This window comes from Saccharothrix violaceirubra, from assembly GCF_014203755.1.
GTDB lineage: Bacteria > Actinomycetota > Actinomycetes > Mycobacteriales > Pseudonocardiaceae > Actinosynnema > Actinosynnema violaceirubrum.
Map to the genome: position 1 here is coordinate 5,109,287 of NZ_JACHJS010000001.1, position 15,194 is coordinate 5,124,480.

12 protein-coding genes are annotated in these 15,194 nt (G+C 71.4%); 1 reads left to right on the forward strand and 11 read right to left on the reverse strand.

Annotated features, from left to right (window positions below; all coding sequences use genetic code 11):
- Positions 1–5 precede the first annotated feature (5 nt).
- From F4559_RS23305 to F4559_RS23340, 8 genes are all read right to left on the reverse strand, one after another.
- Positions 6–1,043: a ketoacyl-ACP synthase III family protein gene (locus tag F4559_RS23305; RefSeq protein ID WP_184672010.1), complete on the reverse strand. Its 1,038-nt coding sequence runs from the start codon at positions 1,041–1,043 to the stop codon at positions 6–8.
- Positions 1,040–2,374: a salicylate synthase gene (locus tag F4559_RS23310; RefSeq protein ID WP_184672012.1), complete on the reverse strand. Its 1,335-nt coding sequence runs from the start codon at positions 2,372–2,374 to the stop codon at positions 1,040–1,042. The genes F4559_RS23305 and F4559_RS23310 overlap by 4 nt, the downstream gene beginning before the upstream one ends.
- Positions 2,375–2,815: 441 nt before the next feature.
- Positions 2,816–5,137 (reverse strand): amino acid adenylation domain-containing protein, encoded by a 2,322-nt coding sequence (locus F4559_RS23315; RefSeq protein ID WP_184672014.1) that lies wholly within the window; start codon positions 5,135–5,137, stop codon positions 2,816–2,818.
- A gap of 19 nt (positions 5,138–5,156) precedes the next feature.
- Positions 5,157–6,251, reverse strand: coding sequence for a 3-deoxy-7-phosphoheptulonate synthase (locus F4559_RS23320; protein WP_184672017.1), 1,095 nt, complete (start codon positions 6,249–6,251; stop codon positions 5,157–5,159).
- A 19-nt stretch (positions 6,252–6,270) separates the two neighbouring features.
- The gene (locus F4559_RS23325) at positions 6,271–7,284 is read right to left on the reverse strand and encodes a ketoacyl-ACP synthase III family protein (protein ID WP_184672019.1); all 1,014 of its coding nucleotides are present in this window, start codon (positions 7,282–7,284) and stop codon (positions 6,271–6,273) included.
- 185 nt (positions 7,285–7,469) lie between these two features.
- On the reverse strand, positions 7,470–8,633 hold the full coding sequence (locus tag F4559_RS23330; protein WP_184672021.1) for a 3-hydroxybenzoate 6-monooxygenase: 1,164 nt from the start codon (positions 8,631–8,633) through the stop codon (positions 7,470–7,472).
- 17 nt (positions 8,634–8,650) lie between these two features.
- Positions 8,651–8,866 carry a hypothetical protein gene (locus tag F4559_RS23335; protein WP_184672023.1) on the reverse strand — a complete coding sequence of 72 codons (216 nt, stop codon included), beginning with the start codon at positions 8,864–8,866 and terminating at the stop codon, positions 8,651–8,653.
- A 351-nt stretch (positions 8,867–9,217) separates the two neighbouring features.
- Positions 9,218–10,666, reverse strand: coding sequence for an MFS transporter (locus F4559_RS23340; RefSeq protein WP_184672026.1), 1,449 nt, complete (start codon positions 10,664–10,666; stop codon positions 9,218–9,220).
- 254 nt (positions 10,667–10,920) lie between these two features.
- On the opposite strand from F4559_RS23340, the gene F4559_RS23345 reads away from it, so the two are divergent.
- The gene (locus F4559_RS23345; protein WP_184672028.1) at positions 10,921–11,481 is read left to right on the forward strand and encodes a CGNR zinc finger domain-containing protein; all 561 of its coding nucleotides are present in this window, start codon (positions 10,921–10,923) and stop codon (positions 11,479–11,481) included.
- Between the two features lie 270 nt (positions 11,482–11,751).
- Here F4559_RS23345 and F4559_RS23350 read toward each other — a convergent pair whose 3' ends face one another.
- The 3 genes from F4559_RS23350 to F4559_RS23360 are packed head-to-tail and all read right to left on the reverse strand — an operon-like array spanning position 11,752 to position 15,178.
- Positions 11,752–13,359 (reverse strand): AMP-binding protein, encoded by a 1,608-nt coding sequence (locus F4559_RS23350; RefSeq protein WP_184672031.1) that lies wholly within the window; start codon positions 13,357–13,359, stop codon positions 11,752–11,754.
- Positions 13,356–14,306, reverse strand: a complete 951-nt coding sequence (locus F4559_RS36535) for a transketolase family protein (protein ID WP_184672033.1) — start codon at positions 14,304–14,306, stop codon at positions 13,356–13,358. Before F4559_RS36535 ends, F4559_RS23350 begins: the two co-directional genes overlap by 4 nt.
- Positions 14,303–15,178 carry a transketolase gene (locus F4559_RS23360; protein WP_184672035.1) on the reverse strand — a complete coding sequence of 292 codons (876 nt, stop codon included), beginning with the start codon at positions 15,176–15,178 and terminating at the stop codon, positions 14,303–14,305. Before F4559_RS23360 ends, F4559_RS36535 begins: the two co-directional genes overlap by 4 nt.
- Between the last annotated feature and the right edge of the window lie 16 nt (positions 15,179–15,194).

Consider the following 15,194-nt stretch of genomic DNA (forward strand, 5'->3'; position numbering starts at 1 on the left):
CGGTCTCACTCCTCGGTCTCGGGCGGTTCGACGATCTCCAGCACGGCGCAGCCGGCCTCCATGCCGGGCGCGTTCGCGATCAGCAGCACGTGGTCGCCGGGCCCCACCTCGCCGGTGCGCCACAGGTGTTCCAGGCCGATGAACGGGTCGGCCGCGCCCACGTGCCCGGTCCGGGAGGTGACCTCCCAGGTGCCCCGCTCGGGCTCGATGCCCAGGGCGTCCAGGTAGATGGCGTGCAGCGGACCGCGCGCGAAGCCGACGTGGCAGACCCGCGCGATCTTGGCCAGGTCGATCCCGGCGTCGGCCAACGCCCGGTCCGCGGCACCCGCGACGCACTCGCCCAGGTGCCCCATGGGCGGCGTGACGCCCTTGGCCCACTGCGCACGCCAGTAGTCGCTGCGCTCCTCGAAGTTGAGCGAGATCCCCCGCGTGATGCCGGGCGGGAAGAGTCGCTCGCCACCGCGGTGCAACGCCTCCATGCCGGGGTTGCTGTACGCGGCGACCGACAGCACGCGGGCGAACCCGCCGCGGCGCGACACGACCGCCGCCGCACCGCCGTCGCCGAGCACGAACAGCTTGGCCGCCCGCCACCGGTCCACGATCGGCACGGAGAAGTTGTCCGCCGTGGTGAGCAGGACGGCGTCGTGCTCGCGATCGGCGGTCAGCCGGTGCACGGCCAGTTCCAGCGCGGAGATCATGCCCACGCAGCCCTGGCGCAGTTCGACCGCGGAGATCGGGCGGTCGAGCGTCTCCCGCAGCACGTAGTGCGGCGCGGACCAGCCGTCCGGCCCCTGGTGGTAGGTGGTGCTGTGGATCAGCGCGCCGAACGCGTCGGCGGGCAGGCCCGCGTGGCGCAGTGCCGCGCGGGCCGCGTCCACGGCCATGTCGGGTGCGGGCAGGTCGCCCGCGACGAGCACGCTCCGGTAGCCGGCGGCGTTCCGGTCGGCCTCGGGGTAGTCGCCCCGCGCGACCGCGTGCGCGGTCGGCACGGCGGGCGGCAGGTGGACGCCGACCCCGGCGAGGTAGACGTCGTCGGCCCTCATCCCGCCCGCCCTCCCGACGCCGGGACCAGGTAGCGGGCGACGCTGTCCAGCTTCTCGCAGGTCTCCTCGTACTCGCGCTCGGGCGTGGACTGGCCGACGATGCCCGCGCCCGCGCGCAGCCACGTGCGGCCGTCCTGGCGGTACGCGGACCGCAGCACCAGGGCCGCGTCCATCTCGCCGGTGTGGTCGACGGTGAGCACCGCGCCGCTGTACAGGCCGCGGCTCTCGGCCTCGAAGTTGCGGATCGCCTCGTACGCGGCGACCTTCGGCACGCCCGAGGCCGTGACGGCGGGGAACACCGCGCCGAACGCGTCCCAGGTGGCGAACCCGTCGGCCAGCAAGCCCGCGACCTGCGAGGCCAGGTGCTGGCACGTGCCGCGCTCCTTGATGGCCATGAACTCCGGCACCTCGATCGAGCCGGGCCGGCAGACGTCGGTCAGCTCGTCCGTGCCGACCTTCACCGAGATGGCGTGCTCGTAGACCTCCTTGGCCGAGCCGAACAGGTCGTTGCGCAGCTTCTCGTTGACCACCAGGTCGGGCGTGAGCGCGCGGGTGCCGGCCAGCGGCTGGCTGACCACGCGGCCGTCCGCGGAGACCTTGACGACGATCTCGGGGCTGAAGCCGGTGGCCTCGATGCCGCCGAGGTCGAGCAGGAAGGAGCGCGCGGGGTTGTTGCCCTCGCGGCCGACCTGGTAGGTGGCGACGAGGTCGACGTCGTAGTCCACGTCGACGACCCGGGACAGGATGACCTTGTGCAGGTCGCCGGCGTTGATGGAGTCGACGGCGAGCTGGACGGAACGCTGGTACTGGTCGACGCCCAGGCCGCGGACGTCCAGCGGTCGCGGGGTGTTCTCCTCGGACACGGTGTCGGCGGTGACGGTGTCGATCAGGTCGGTCATGGTCCGCTGGTCGGCGGCGCGCAGGTGGGCGGCGCCCGCGATGATGCGGACCTCGGCCTTCGGGACGATCAGGTGCAGCAGGCGGTTGGCGCTGACGTGGTCGAGGTCGCCGTCCTTGGCGTAGGACAGCTCGAACGTGGCCCAGCCGTAGGCCCGCCAGCCGGGGATCGTCACGGCGTCGAGCAGGCGGGAGACCTGGTGCAGCGGCTTGTCGCTCCAGGGCAGGACGGTGTCGGGGGCGTTCTCCTGCTTCAGGACGGCACCGGTGCGGTCCAGCGTCAGCTCGGCGCGCACGCCGCCCGCGTAGGCCCACGTGCCGCCGGTCTCGTACACGACGTAGGAGTCGTGGAGTCCGGACGCGGCGAGGCGGGTGGCGACCGTGACGGGGTCGGCGGTCAGGGGGACCTGCGTCTCGAAGTAGTGGGTGCTCATGGTCTGCGGGTGTCCTCTCGGAGGGCGACGGGATTCCGCCACGACACGAGTTACTGACCAAAACGCTACGGCGGTATCTGTTGTGCGCCAACACTTGCGCGATAAGCCTTGGTACTCGTCCGGCTAACAGAGTTCGCCGGTAACGCGTGCCACACCTGCCCGCGCGAGTTATACGTTCAGACACCGCGAGTTGTGCACTCAGACACCGCGAGTTGTGCGGTGGGGATCGTGGGGTGTTTTCGGAAGCGTGAAGGGCACGCTCGCCGCTGGGCAGGCCGCCGGAAAGCGGCTGTCGTGCCTCACCGGCCTGCCGTCGTTGTTGCGATCTCTGCCGTTGTCGTCGTGTGGCGGGATTGCGGTGCCGAATTCGCTTGCCTGTCCACTGTCGGCATGGTCAAGGCCGGTCCCGGGGGTCCGGGACCGGCCTTGGTGGACGTTCTCCTACACGGTCATCGACGCCAGGGCTCGTGCCATGCCTTCGATGCTGGGCTGGTCGAACAGTTCGAAGAACAGTTCGTCCTGACCCTTCTCCACCTTGAAGCGTTCTCCGATGCGTGCCGTCAGCGTTGCCGCGCGCATCGAGTCGCCGCCCAGGTCGAAGAAGTTGTCCAGCACGCCCACGGCCTCCAGGTCCAGGGCCTGCTCCCAGATCTCCTGCAGCGCCCGCTCGAACTCGTCGCGGGGTTCCTGGTAGTCGGTGTCCACGTCGGGTCGGGTGCGGGGTGGTTCGGGCAGGGCGTTGCGGTCGATCTTTCCGTTCGTACTCAACTCGAACACGCCGACCACGTACGCCGACGGGACCATGAACGTGGGCAGCTTCTGCTTCAACGCGGCCCTGATCCCGCGGACCGCGGGTTCCTCGCCCGGGCTCGCCTCCAGGTACGCGACGAGGCGGGTGTCGCCCTTGTCGTCGGTCTTGGCCAGGACCGCCGCCTGGCCCACGCCGGGAAGCCCGGCCAGTACCGCCTCGATCTCGCCCAGGTGCACGCGGTTGCCGCGCACCTTCACCTGGTTGTCGGTCCGCCCCACGATCTCGATGTCGCCGTCCGGCCAGTACCGCGCCAGGTCGCCGGTCAGGTACAGGATCGGGTGGCGGTCCGGGTCGATCGGGTTGGCGATCCACTTCTCCGCGGTCGCCTCCGGCTGGTCCAGGTAGCCCGCCGAGAGGCTGTCGCCGGTCACCGCGAGCTGCCCCACGACGCCCGGCGGGACCGGCTTCAGGTCGTCGCCCAGGACGAACGTCCGCACGTTGGGCGTGGGCTTGCCGATCGGCGGCGTGCGCCGGGCCCGGCCGTCCTCACCGAGAACGCGGCCCAGCTCGGTGATGTCGCAGATGGCCACGACGGTGGCCTCCGCCGACCCGTACAGGTTGAGGACCTGGAACGGCAGGGACGCGTCCGGCCACGACTGCACACGCTCGCCGCAGATCCGGATGTTGTGCAAGGCCGTCTCCGCCGGCCAGTCCAGGGTGAGGATCCGCTCGCACACCGCCTTCATCAGCAGCGTGTGGGTGATCCGTTCGGTCACGAACCAGTCCCGGAGCCACTCCGGCGAGGTCACCACCGAAGGCTCGGGGATGCGCACGGGCGCGCCCGCCGCCAGCACCGAGAAACATTCGACCTCCACCATGCCGTAGCCCGGTGCGGCCAACCACGTGCCCCGCGATTCGCTGGTGATGCCGCACAGGGTGCGCATGGAGTGGATCAGGTTCCGGGCCGCCCCGTGCCGCACCAGCACGGCCTTGGGCACGCCCGTGGAACCCGAGGTGTAGCAGATGTGGATGAAGTCGTCGGCCTCCACTTCGACGTCTACGGGGGTGGTCGGCTCGGTCCGCCAGTCGGCGGCGTCCAGGGCCAGCACGCGCGTGTCACCGGACACGACGTGCTTGTGCTCGCGCATCGTCAGCACCAGCACGGCACTCGCGTTGCGGATCATGAAGCGGACCCGGTCGGCGGGGAAGTCGGGGTCGAGCAGGATGGCGGCGGCGCCGAGCTTGAAGCACGCGATCTGCGCGATCAGGCTTTCCGGACCACGCGGGAAACACGTGCCCACGTTGTCGCCGCGCTTCACGCCCAACGACCGCAGCCGGTGGGCGAGCTGGGTCGACCGGTCGTCCAGCTCGCCGAACGAGAGCCGCCCGCCCGGCCACACGACGGCGTCCGCGTCGGGGGTCCGCCGGGCGATCGCGGCGATCTCCTCGTGGAAGAAGCCGCCGGGGACCTCCTCGTCGGTGTCGTTCCACTCGACCAGCATGCGGTGCAGGTCGGCGTCGTCGAGCAGGACGACGTCGCGCACCTTCACGTCCGGCGCGGCGGCCAGCACGCGGCCCAGGTGCAGTGCGTACTGGTCGGCCGCGTCGGCACCGAACTCGGCGCGGGCGGCCAGGAGCGTCAGGCCCGTTTGTCCACTGAGGACGGTCAACGCCGCGGTGGCGTGCTCGGCCCGGTCGGTGACGGCGGCCTGGAAGTCGCCGTCCTCCGCCGGCTCGACGACCGTGGTGTCCACGGCGTAGCGCAACTGGGACAGGGTCTGGTCGCCGGTCACCGCCAGCCGGACCGCGCCGGCGACGCCGCGGCGGATCACGACGGAGGTCTGGCCGGTGTAGCGGTGGATCAGCGCGGCGAGGGCGGCCACCGCGGCGGTGTCCTGGCTCGTCCACGGTCGGTCGTCGGGCAGGATCACCGGTCGGCGGTGCGCGGCTCCGGTGCGGTCGGCGCCCGTCGCCCGCGCCAGCGGCAGCGAAGTGCTCTGGGACGTGCTCATCTTCATGTCCTCTCGTGGGTCAGCCGACCAGCGCGGCCTGCGGGTGGAACGCGGCACGACGGGTGGCGACGGCCTCGGCCAGCCGCTCGACCAGGCGGACCGTGCCCGACCAGTCGACGCAGGCGTCCGTGACGCTCTGCCCGTACGCGAGCTGCTCGGACCGGCCGAGCACGAGCTTCTGGTTGCCCTCCACCAGGAAGCTCTCCAGCATGACCCCGGCGACGCCCTCCTCGCCGCGGCCGATCCGCCCGGCGAGGTCGCCGACGACGAGCGGCTGGCGACGGTGGTCCTTGTTGCTGTTGCCGTGGCTGGCGTCGATCACCAGGCGCTGCTCCAGACCGGCCTGCCCGAGCAGGCGCAGGCTCTTGGCGACGTCGATCGGCCCGTAGTTGGGACCGGCGCTGCCGCCGCGCAGGACGACGTGGCCGTCCGGATTGCCGGTGGTCGTGACGAGCCCGACGCGACCGTCGTCGGTCACCGACGGGAACGTGTGCGGGCGGGACGCGGCCACGATCGCGTCGACCGCGTCGAGGACGTCGCCGCTGGTGGCGTTCTTGAAGCCGATCGGCATGGGCAGGCCGCTGGCGAACTGGCGGTGCGTCTGGCTCTGCACCGTGCGCGCGCCGACACAACCCCACGAGACGACGTCGGCCAGGTAGCCCGGCACGCTCGGGTCGAGGAACTCGCAGGCGACGGGCAGGCCGCTGCCGGCGATCTGGGTCATGAGGCCGCGGGTGAGCCGCAGGCCGCTGTTGACGTCGTCGGAGCCGTCCAGGTGCGGGTCGGTGAGCAGGCCCTTCCACCCCAGGCGGGTGCGGGGCTTCTCCACGTAGACGCGCATGACCACCACCGCGTGGTCGGCCACGTCGGCGGCGAGCGCGGCCAGGCGCTCGGCGTAGTCGAGGGCGGAGGCCGGGTCGTGCGCGGAGCACGGACCGGTGATCACCACGAGCCGGTCGTCCTCGCCGGAGAGCACTTGGCGGATGTCCTCGCGGGCCTGTCGGGCGGTGGTGATCGCGGCGGCCGACGCGGGGATCTCCGCGCGCAGGTCGGCGGGCGTGATCAACGGCTCGACTCCGGCGATGCGGGCGTCTTGGGGCCTGATGGAACGCATGGTCGGGGTTTCCTTTTCCCTAGGCGGCGGTCAGGACGGCCGCGGAGAACGTGAAGCCCATCGCGGTGCCGAGCAGCAGCACCGTCGAGCCGGGCCGGAGGAGGTCCTCGGTGACGAGGTGGGCCAGGGCGTAGAGCTGGTCGGCGGGACCGAGGTGGCCGATCGTGAGACCGGTCTCCAGCAACGTGTTGCGGGGCGTGAAGCCCAGGGGCCGCAGGAAGCTGTCCTGGAACAGCGCGCGGCCGACGAACGGGGTGACGAACCAGTCGACGTCGTCGAGCGTGCGACCGGCCTCGGTCAGAGCGCGGGTGACCACGCTGACCGTGCGGTCGCCGGAACGGCGGCGGACCTCGCTGAGCGAGATGCCGCTGCGGGCCAGGAAGGCGCGGGTGCGCTTGCGCATGTCGGGGCGGGGCACGGATTCGGTGCCGAACGGCTCGTCGCCCCGGCTCAGGCCCTCCAGTGCGGCGTCGGTCTCGGACACGATGCTGTCCAGCCTCAGGAGGCCCGCGCGCCGCGAGACCACGGCCGCGGCGCCACCGTCGCCGAACACCATGCCCGGCGAGAGGTACCAGCGGTCGACCGGTTCGGCGAACCGGTCCCCCAGCGTGATCAACGCGGTCTCGGCGCGGCCCGCCTGGAGGGCGGTGGCGGCGAGGTCGAGGCTCGTGAGCGAGCCGTTGGAGGCGGCCTGCACGACGGTCGGCTGGCCTTCGAGGTCGGTGCCGATCAGCTCCTTGGCGACCCAACTGGCCACCGGCCACATGTCCAGGCCCTGGTAGTTGCTGTGGCTGTGCAGGTGCAGCGTGGCGCGGTCGACGACGACGCCGTGGTCGGCGGCGGCCTTGATCGCCTGGCGTCCGGCCGTGACGGCCAGTTCCGGTGGTGCCTGGGTGGCCTGGGCGACGGAGATCATGCCGGTGCCGCGGGCGACGTCGGCGGAGTAGGAGCCGTCCGCGATCGCGTGCTCGACGGGCACCCGGTCACCGAGGGTGCCACCGGTGCCGGCGATCCAGATGTCCTCGAAACGCATCTCGCCAGTCCTTCCTCGTTCGTCTGTTACTAGCTAAAACGCTACGGAGGTAACCTCTGTCCCACAACGGATCTCCGATCACCCCTGCTTCTCGATTGACCACCGAACCTTGTTCGCTGGTAAACCTCGCGAGTTATACGTTCAGACACCGCGAGTTGTGCGTTCAGGCACCGCGAAATGTGCGTTCAGGCACCGTGCAGCCAGGCGACCTGGTCGTACAGGTCCGCCACGCTCAACGCGGCGAGCATCTCGTTGCGGCGCAACGCTTCCGCACCCTCCGGGTGGTAGAGCGCCGACCCGAGCGCCCGCGCGACGAGCTGGATGCGCGCGGTCCGGTCACGCCGCGAGGCCGCGTACTTCGCCAACCGCTGCGGCACCTCGGACCCGCCGCCGTCGAGCACCTCGCCGAGCACGACCGCGTCCTCCAACGCCTGGCACGCGCCCTGAGCCGCGTACTGGAGCATCGGGTGGGCGGCGTCGCCGAGCAGCGCCACGCGGCCGTCGGTCCACCGCCGCACGGGATCGCGGTCGCACAGCACCCAGGTGCGCCAGTCCTCGCCGAGGTCGAGCAGTCGGCGCGCGGTGTCACCCAGGCCCGGAAAGCGCAGCGGCACAAGCTCTTTGGCCACGGGTTCGCCGGAGATCTCCTCCAGCGCGCCGTCGTCCCGCGTGGCCGCGAGGTTGAGGAACTCGCCGCCGCCGATCGGGTAGTGCACGAAGTGCCACTTCGGCCCGGCCCACAGCGTCACGGTGTTCCAGCGCAGCTCCTCGGGCACGCGGTCCATCGGGATCACGCTGCGGTAGATGGTGTGCCCGGACACGCGCGGACGCCCGTCGCCGACGAGTTGGCCCCGGATCACGCTGCGGATGCCGTCCGCGCCGAGCAGTGCCGAGCCGCGGAACGTCGACCCGGACGCGGTGCGCGCGGTGACCGAGCCGGCGTCCTGGGTGTAGCCGACGACCGGCTGGTCGGCGTGCAGCTCGATGTCGGACGTGGCGCGGCACGCGTCGAGCAGCACCTGGTACAGGTCGCCGCGGTGCACGACGGCGTAAGGGTTTCCGAATCTGCGGCGGTACTCGCCGGTCAACGGCATCGCGGCGACCTTCTCGCCGGTCGTGCCGTCCATGAAGCGCAGTTCGTCGATGAACACGGCCCGGTCCCGGGCCCGGTCACCGACGCCGAGCCGGTCGAGCGCGTGGAACGCGTTGGGACCCAACTGGATTCCCGCGCCCAGCTCGGCGAAGCGCGGTGCGCGTTCCAGGACGACGACGTGGTGGCCGTGCCCGGCGACGGCCAGAGCCGTCGCCAGGCCGCCGATGCCGCCGCCCACGATCAGGATGTCCGTCATGGTCAGCTCGCCTCCGGTTACGCGGCTCGGTTCTCCGTCAGGCGCAGGGCACGCCGACGGGCCAGTTCCGCCTGGGACCGGGCGTCGTCGGCCTCGGCGCCGCCGTCGGCGGCGATCAGCTCGAACAACGCGGCTTTGCGCCGGTACCAGGCGGCCACCGCGGTCGGGGGCGAGTGCAGACCGGGACGGGACTGTGCCAGCTCCCCGAGCCGGCACAGGATCTGGTTGTTCACGCGACCCTCCTCCACTCCGACTGTGGTTACCACTTAAGACGTTATGGCGGTAACGCGGAGTGGGGCAACGGGCACGCGATCAGAAGAGTTTCTCGAAAGGCGTGCGGACGTTCACGGAACGCCGGTATCCGGGGTGGGGAGGGAGGCGTGACCGGGGTGCGTGAGTGTGTGTTTCGGGGTGTCCGAGCGGAGGACTCGCGCGGGGAGACGGTCGGTCGGGGGTGTCCCGAGTGCACATTTCGTGGTGTCTGAACGTACGACTCGCGGTGTCCGAACGTATAACTCGCGTGGTGTGGGCATGGGAAAGGCCGGTCCGACGGAGTCGGACCGGCCTTGGGGAGGTGGTGGTGGCTAGTTGCCGGCGACCGGGCTGAGCTTCGTGTCCCGCTCCTGCCGGGGGGCGGGAGCCTGGGGCGGTACCGGGAGGTTCTTCTTGGCGGGCACGACGATCGCCGAGATCACCGCGACCAGCACCGCCAGTGCCGCCGACAGCCAGAACGCCGCCTGGATGCCCTCGACCGAGATGCCGGCACCGGCGCCCGACGTCAGCGTGGCCACGGTGACCGCCACGCTCAGGCACAGGCCGACACCCAGCTGCCGGTTCGAGTTGTACAGACCGGACGCCAGGCCCATGTGCTGCACGGGCACGCCGGACGTGGCCGCGACGGCCGTGCTGATCATCATGACCGTGATGCCCAGGCCCAGCAGGACACCACCCGGCAGCACGTTCACCAGGAACCCGCCGTCGGTGGGCGCCAGCGCCAGGTAGGCCGAGCCGGCGATGAGGAACAGCGCGCCGAACGTCAGCAGCGGCCGGGCGCCGTGCTTCGCGGTCGCCTTGGCCACCGGGAGCGAGGCCAGCACGACCACCAGCGCCTGCGGGAAGAACGCCAGGCCGGTGATGATCGCCGAGAAGCCGAGCACGTGCTGCAGGTACAGCGTCACGAAGAACGTCGAGATCGACATGACGCCGCCGGACAGGAACGCGACCAGGTTGCCGCCGGTCACGCCCCGGTTGCGGAAGACCGACAGCGGCACCAGCGGCGCCGACACCTTGGTCTGCACGAACAGGAACACCAGCAGCAGGACGCCGCCGCCGATCAGCGGGGTCAGCACGCTGGAGTCGCCCCACCCGAGGTCGGACGCGAGCGTCAACGCGTACGCCAGCGAGCACATGCTCGCGGTGACCAGGATCGCGCCCGGGATGTCGATCTTCACCTTGCGCGTCCGCGAGCGGTCGTCGTCGAGCCGGATCGCGGCCCGGACGACCATGTAGATGCCGACCGGGATGTTGACCAGCATGACCGCGCGCCAGCCGAAGACCTCGGTCAGCACGCCGCCGGCCAGCACGCCGCCGGCGAAGCCCACCGAGGACACGGCGCCGAACACGCCCATGGCCTTGGCGCGCTCGGGACCCTCGGGGTACCCGGCGCCGATCATGGCGAGCACGGCCGGTGCGACCGCCGCGGCCGACAGGCCCTGCAACGCCCGCGAGATGATCAGCACGATCGGCGTGGTGGCCACGCCGCCGAGCACGGACGCGGCCGTGAAGATCGCGAGACCCCACACGAACATGCGCTTGCGCCCGATGATGTCGCCGACGCGCCCGCCCAGCAGCAGGAAGCCGCCGTAGAACAACGCGTAGGCGCCGACCACCCACGGCAGCGCGCCCGAGGTGAACGAGAGGTCGGTCTTGATCCACGGGAGGGCCACGTTGACGATGGCGAAGTCGAGCGTGAGCATGAACTGCGCCAGGCAGAGCAGGAGCAGCGGAGGCCGCTTCCTCTCCTGAGTGCTCATGATTCCTTGTCTCCTCTGTCTCTTCGTGCGAGACGGGGTTCGCACTGAGGACGATTCCTGACCTGTGTCGTCGGGGGCGGGCTGGTCGATGACGGCCGGCCCCGGCGTGCGGATGTCGTTGCTCGCTAACGACCCCCCGACGTCGGGCAGGGAGGCTCACGACCGCGGCGTCCGGCCGGACACGTGACGGATTCACCCGGAACGCCTGACATCGTCGCTACCGGCGACTGAACTACACCGGTAACATCACCGACGTGACCAGGCAACCAGGGGACAGGGCGGCGGCACCGGGCGGACTCACGCTGGTGCAGTCGTTCGTCAACAGCATCAACGTCGAGTTCGGGCCGGACGAGTTCGCCACCACCGAGGGCCTCGCGCACTGGTTGGGGCGCAACGGTTTCCCGGACGCCCGACCCGACGACCTCGACCGCCGCGACGCGGTGGCGCTGCGCGAGGCGTTGCGCGCACTGCTGCGGGAGAACAACGGCGTCGAACCGGACCCCGAGGCCCGCCGGACGTTCGAGCACATCGCCCGCGCCTGCCCCCTCGTCCTGCGCTGCGACCCGACGGGCGCGATCGGCCTGGCGCCCGCGCAGAACGACGTGCGCGGCGCGTTCGGGACCGTGCTGGCGCGGGTCGCCGAGGCGACGGTGGACGGCTCCTGGCAACGTCTCAAGGCCTGCCAGGAGCACCGCTGCGAGTGGGCCTTCTACGACCGGTCCCGGAACCGGGCGAGTCGGTGGTGTTCCATGGCCGTGTGCGGCACGAGAGCGAAGATGCGCGTCTACCGCCAGGCCAAGCGCGGTCAGGACTGACATTTCCCCTCCCTCCACCGACAAACCGATTCCGTCGGAAACCAGTATGGATTCCCCGAAATCCTCGCGACCAGTTCACCGGTCACCAAAAGCGCGTGCTTCGGTCAGGCCCGCACACATGACGAAATCAGGTCGAATTCCCCTGGAATGCGAATCAAGGGGCACGCCAAGCCTTGAACAGCGGTTATACCCCAGCCGATCACACCGCAGGGCCGCCACGCCGCGAACGCCGCCACGCATACGACCACGTGGCGGCGAAAGCGGGGTCCGTCACGCACCCGCCCGCAGGCGTTCGCGAAGGACGAATTTCTGGATTTTCCCGGACGGCGTCCGGGGCAGTTCCGGCAGGAATTCGAGCCGTTCCGGCCAGTAGTGCTTGACCATGCCGAGGCCGTCGAGGTGGTGGCGCACGTCGGCGAGCGTGAGCGGCACGCCGCCGGTCACCAGCACGGCGCACGCGCGCTCGCCGAGCCGGTCGTCGGGGTAGCCCACCACGGCCACGTCCCGGACCGCCTCGTGCCGCAGCAACGCGGCCTCGACCTCGATCGCCGGGATGTTCTCCGCGCCGCGCATGATCAGGTCCTTCACCCGGCCGGTGATCCGGATGCCGCCGTGGCCGTCGTCGCGGGCCAGGTCGCCGGTGTCGAACCAGCCGTCGGGGGTGACGCACGCGGCGTACACCTGGGGCCTGCGGTAGTAGCCCAGGCACTGCGCGGACCCGCGGACCTGGAGCAGGCCGGGTCTCCCGCCGGTCGCGGGCGTGCCCGTGTCGCGGTCGACGACGCGGACCTCCATGCCGGGCACGGCCGTGCCGTCGCTCTCGGCCGCGCGCATGGCCGGGTCCTCGGGGCGGGTGATCGTGACGCAGCCGTTCTCGGTCATGCCCCACAACGCGTACAGCCGGCAGCCCAGGACGTCGCGACAGCGCTCGACGAGCAGCGGCGGGATCGGTGCGCTGCCCGTGGCGAACGTGTGCAACGCGGACAGGTCGCGTGGCGCGTCGGCCTGGCGCGCGATGAGGTCGGACAGGAACGTGGGAGCGCCCATGAAGAACGTGACCCGCCGCTTCTCCAGGATCTCCTGCATCAGCGCCGCGTCCCAGTGGTCGACGTGCACCGACGTGGCGCCCAGCAGCAGCGGCATCACCAGGTTCCACGTGTAGCCGGCCTGGTGCGTGGTCGGGGAGCCCATCGCGGTGACCTCGTCGCCGGACAGGTGCAGCACGTCGGCCTGCGCGCGGTTCATCGAGTACAGGGTGTTGTGGCTGTGCACGACCCCCTTCGGCTCGCCGGTCGTGCCGGACGTGAACATGACCTGGGCGACGTCGTCCGGACCGGCCTCGACTGATCCGTCCAAAGAGGACTCCGGAGCCAGCAGTTCCGCCTCGAAGTCGAGCGAGCCGTCGGCACCGCCGCCGAGCAGCACACGGTGCCGCAACGTCGGCACGGTCTCGGCGACCCGCGCGCTCATCGCCGCGTAGTCGAAGCCCCGGAACGTCGCGGCGCCGACGTAGACCGGGCTCGCGGTCAACCGGGTGGCGAACTCGACCTCGCGCCGGCGCATGATCGGCACGACCGGTCCGGCGACCGCGCCGATCCGGGCGCACGCCAGGATCGTGGCGACGAGCTGCCACGTGTTGGGGAGCTGGAGCGTCACCACGTCGCCGTGCCGCACGCCGAGCCGGTGCAGGTTGCCCGCGATCCGCTCGACCTTCGCGGTCAGCTCGCGGTAGGTCAGCGCCACCGGGCCGTGACCACCGTCAGCGTCTTCCTGGTAGCACACCACTGCGGTCTTGTCGGGGGTCGCGGCGGTCGCCCGCCGCAGGTCGTCCAGGATGGTGCCGTCCCGCCACCACCCGCGTAACCGGTAGTCGTTCACCGGATCTTTCCTCTCATGCTCCGCTTGGCCCGCTCGGCGATCGCGGCGGCGGTCACGCCCGCGCGGTCGAGCAGGAAGCGCTGGGAACCCGACACGCCGACGAACTCGTCGGGCAGCGCCAACCGGTGCACGCGCACCGGCATCAGCTCGGTGAGCGCCTCGGCCACCGCCGAGCCGAAGCCACCGGCGGCCCAGTGCTCCTCGACGGTGACGACGGCGCCGGTGAAGCCCGCCGCGGCGGCCAGCGTCGCGGTGTCCAGCGGCTTGACCGTGTGCACGTGCAGCACGGTCGCCTCGACGCCCTCGGCCGCGAGCAGGTCGGCGGCCTCGATCGCGGACAGCACGGGGTACGCACCGCACGCGGCGAGCACGACGTCCGTGCCCTGGCGCAGCACCTGGGCCTCGCCGAGCCGCACGGGCGGGCCGGCCGGCAGGTCCGGCGTGGCGTTGCGGCCCAGCCGCAGGTACACCGGTCCGGGCAGCGACAAAGCCTGGCGCAGCAGGCTTTCCGTGGTCGCCGCGTCGGCGGCGACCACCACGGTCATGTTCGGCAGCACGCGCATCGCCGCCAGGTCCTCCAACGCGTGGTGCGTGGGACCGAGGTGGCCCGCGGACACCCCGGAGTGGGTGGCGGCGATGCGCACGGGCAGGTTGTTGTAGGCGATGTCGATCTTGACGGCCTCGATCGCCCGCGAGGCCGCGAACGCGGCCATCGTGTTGACGAACGGGACGCGCCCCTCCTTGGCCAACCCGGCGGCGGCGCCCATCACCGTGTGCTCGGCGATGCCGATGTTGACGTAACGCCGCGCCGCCGCGCCGAAGTCGACGCCGGCGAACAGGCCGGTGTCGGTGTCCAGGCAGATCGCGCGCTCGTCGTCGGCGAGCACCTCCACCAGGACGTCGCGGTAGACCTCCCGCGACGAGCGGACCTTGACGGGTGCGGTCACGACGACCGTCCCTCGCGCAACGCCGCGCGGGCCAGCCGGTGCGCCCGGCCGCCGAGCTTGGCGTAGTGGCTGCGGATCTGGTTCTCCACCATGGGCAGGCCCTTGCCCTTGACCGTGCGGGCGAGCACGACCGTCGGACGACCGTTCTCGGGCTCGGTGGTCAGCGCGTCGGTGAGCGCGTCGACGTCGTGACCGTCCACTTCGAACACCCGCCAGCCGAACGCCCGCCACCGGTCGGCCAGCGGCTCCAGGTCGTTGACCTCGTGCGTGCCGCCGGTGATCTGCAGGCCGTTGCGGTCGACCACGGCGACCAGGTTGTCCAGCCGCTGCGCCGCCGCGACCGACGCCGACTCCCACACCGAGCCCTCCTGGAGCTCGCCGTCGCCCATGATCACGAACGTGCGGCGGTCGGACTCGTCGAGCCGGGCGGCCAGCGCGTACCCGATGCCCAGGGCCAGGCCGTGGCCCAGCGACCCGGTCGGCATCTCGACACCGGGCACGGCCGTGTTCGGGTGCGCCATCAGCGGGCTGCCGGGCGTGCCGTACCCGGCGAGGCGCTCGGCCGGGAAGAACCCGGCCTCGGCCAGCGTCGCGTACAGCGCGATCCCGCCGTGCCCCTTGCTGAGCAGCAGCACGTCGCGGTCCGGCGAGGCCGGGAACCGCGGGTCGACCAGCATCACCCGGAAGTACAGGGTGGCCAGGATCTCGACGAGCGACATCGACCCGCCGACGTGCCCGCCCTCGGGACCCGCGCACATGTCGACGACGTGTTCGCGGATACGTGCGGCGATCTCGGCCAGGTCGACCCCGGCCGCGGTGTCCACCGACACCGCCGCCACCGTGCTCGGCGGCGCCAACGTGCTGCTGCTCATGCCTCTTCCCTTCCCC

Excerpts from the sequence above, each read along its gene's own strand:
- F4559_RS23305 (WP_184672010.1), bottom strand. The coding sequence starts at position 1,043 with ATGAGGGCCGACGACGTCTACCTCGCCGGGGTCGGCGTCCACCTGCCG.
- F4559_RS23310 (WP_184672012.1), bottom strand. The coding sequence starts at position 2,374 with ATGAGCACCCACTACTTCGAGACGCAGGTCCCCCTGACCGCCGACCCC.
- F4559_RS23315 (WP_184672014.1), bottom strand. The coding sequence starts at position 5,137 with ATGAGCACGTCCCAGAGCACTTCGCTGCCGCTGGCGCGGGCGACGGGC.
- F4559_RS23320 (WP_184672017.1), bottom strand. The coding sequence starts at position 6,251 with ATGCGTTCCATCAGGCCCCAAGACGCCCGCATCGCCGGAGTCGAGCCG.
- F4559_RS23325 (WP_184672019.1), bottom strand. The coding sequence starts at position 7,284 with ATGCGTTTCGAGGACATCTGGATCGCCGGCACCGGTGGCACCCTCGGT.
- F4559_RS23330 (WP_184672021.1), bottom strand. The coding sequence starts at position 8,633 with ATGACGGACATCCTGATCGTGGGCGGCGGCATCGGCGGCCTGGCGACG.
- F4559_RS23340 (WP_184672026.1), bottom strand. The coding sequence starts at position 10,666 with ATGAGCACTCAGGAGAGGAAGCGGCCTCCGCTGCTCCTGCTCTGCCTG.
- F4559_RS23360 (WP_184672035.1), bottom strand. The coding sequence starts at position 15,178 with ATGAGCAGCAGCACGTTGGCGCCGCCGAGCACGGTGGCGGCGGTGTCG.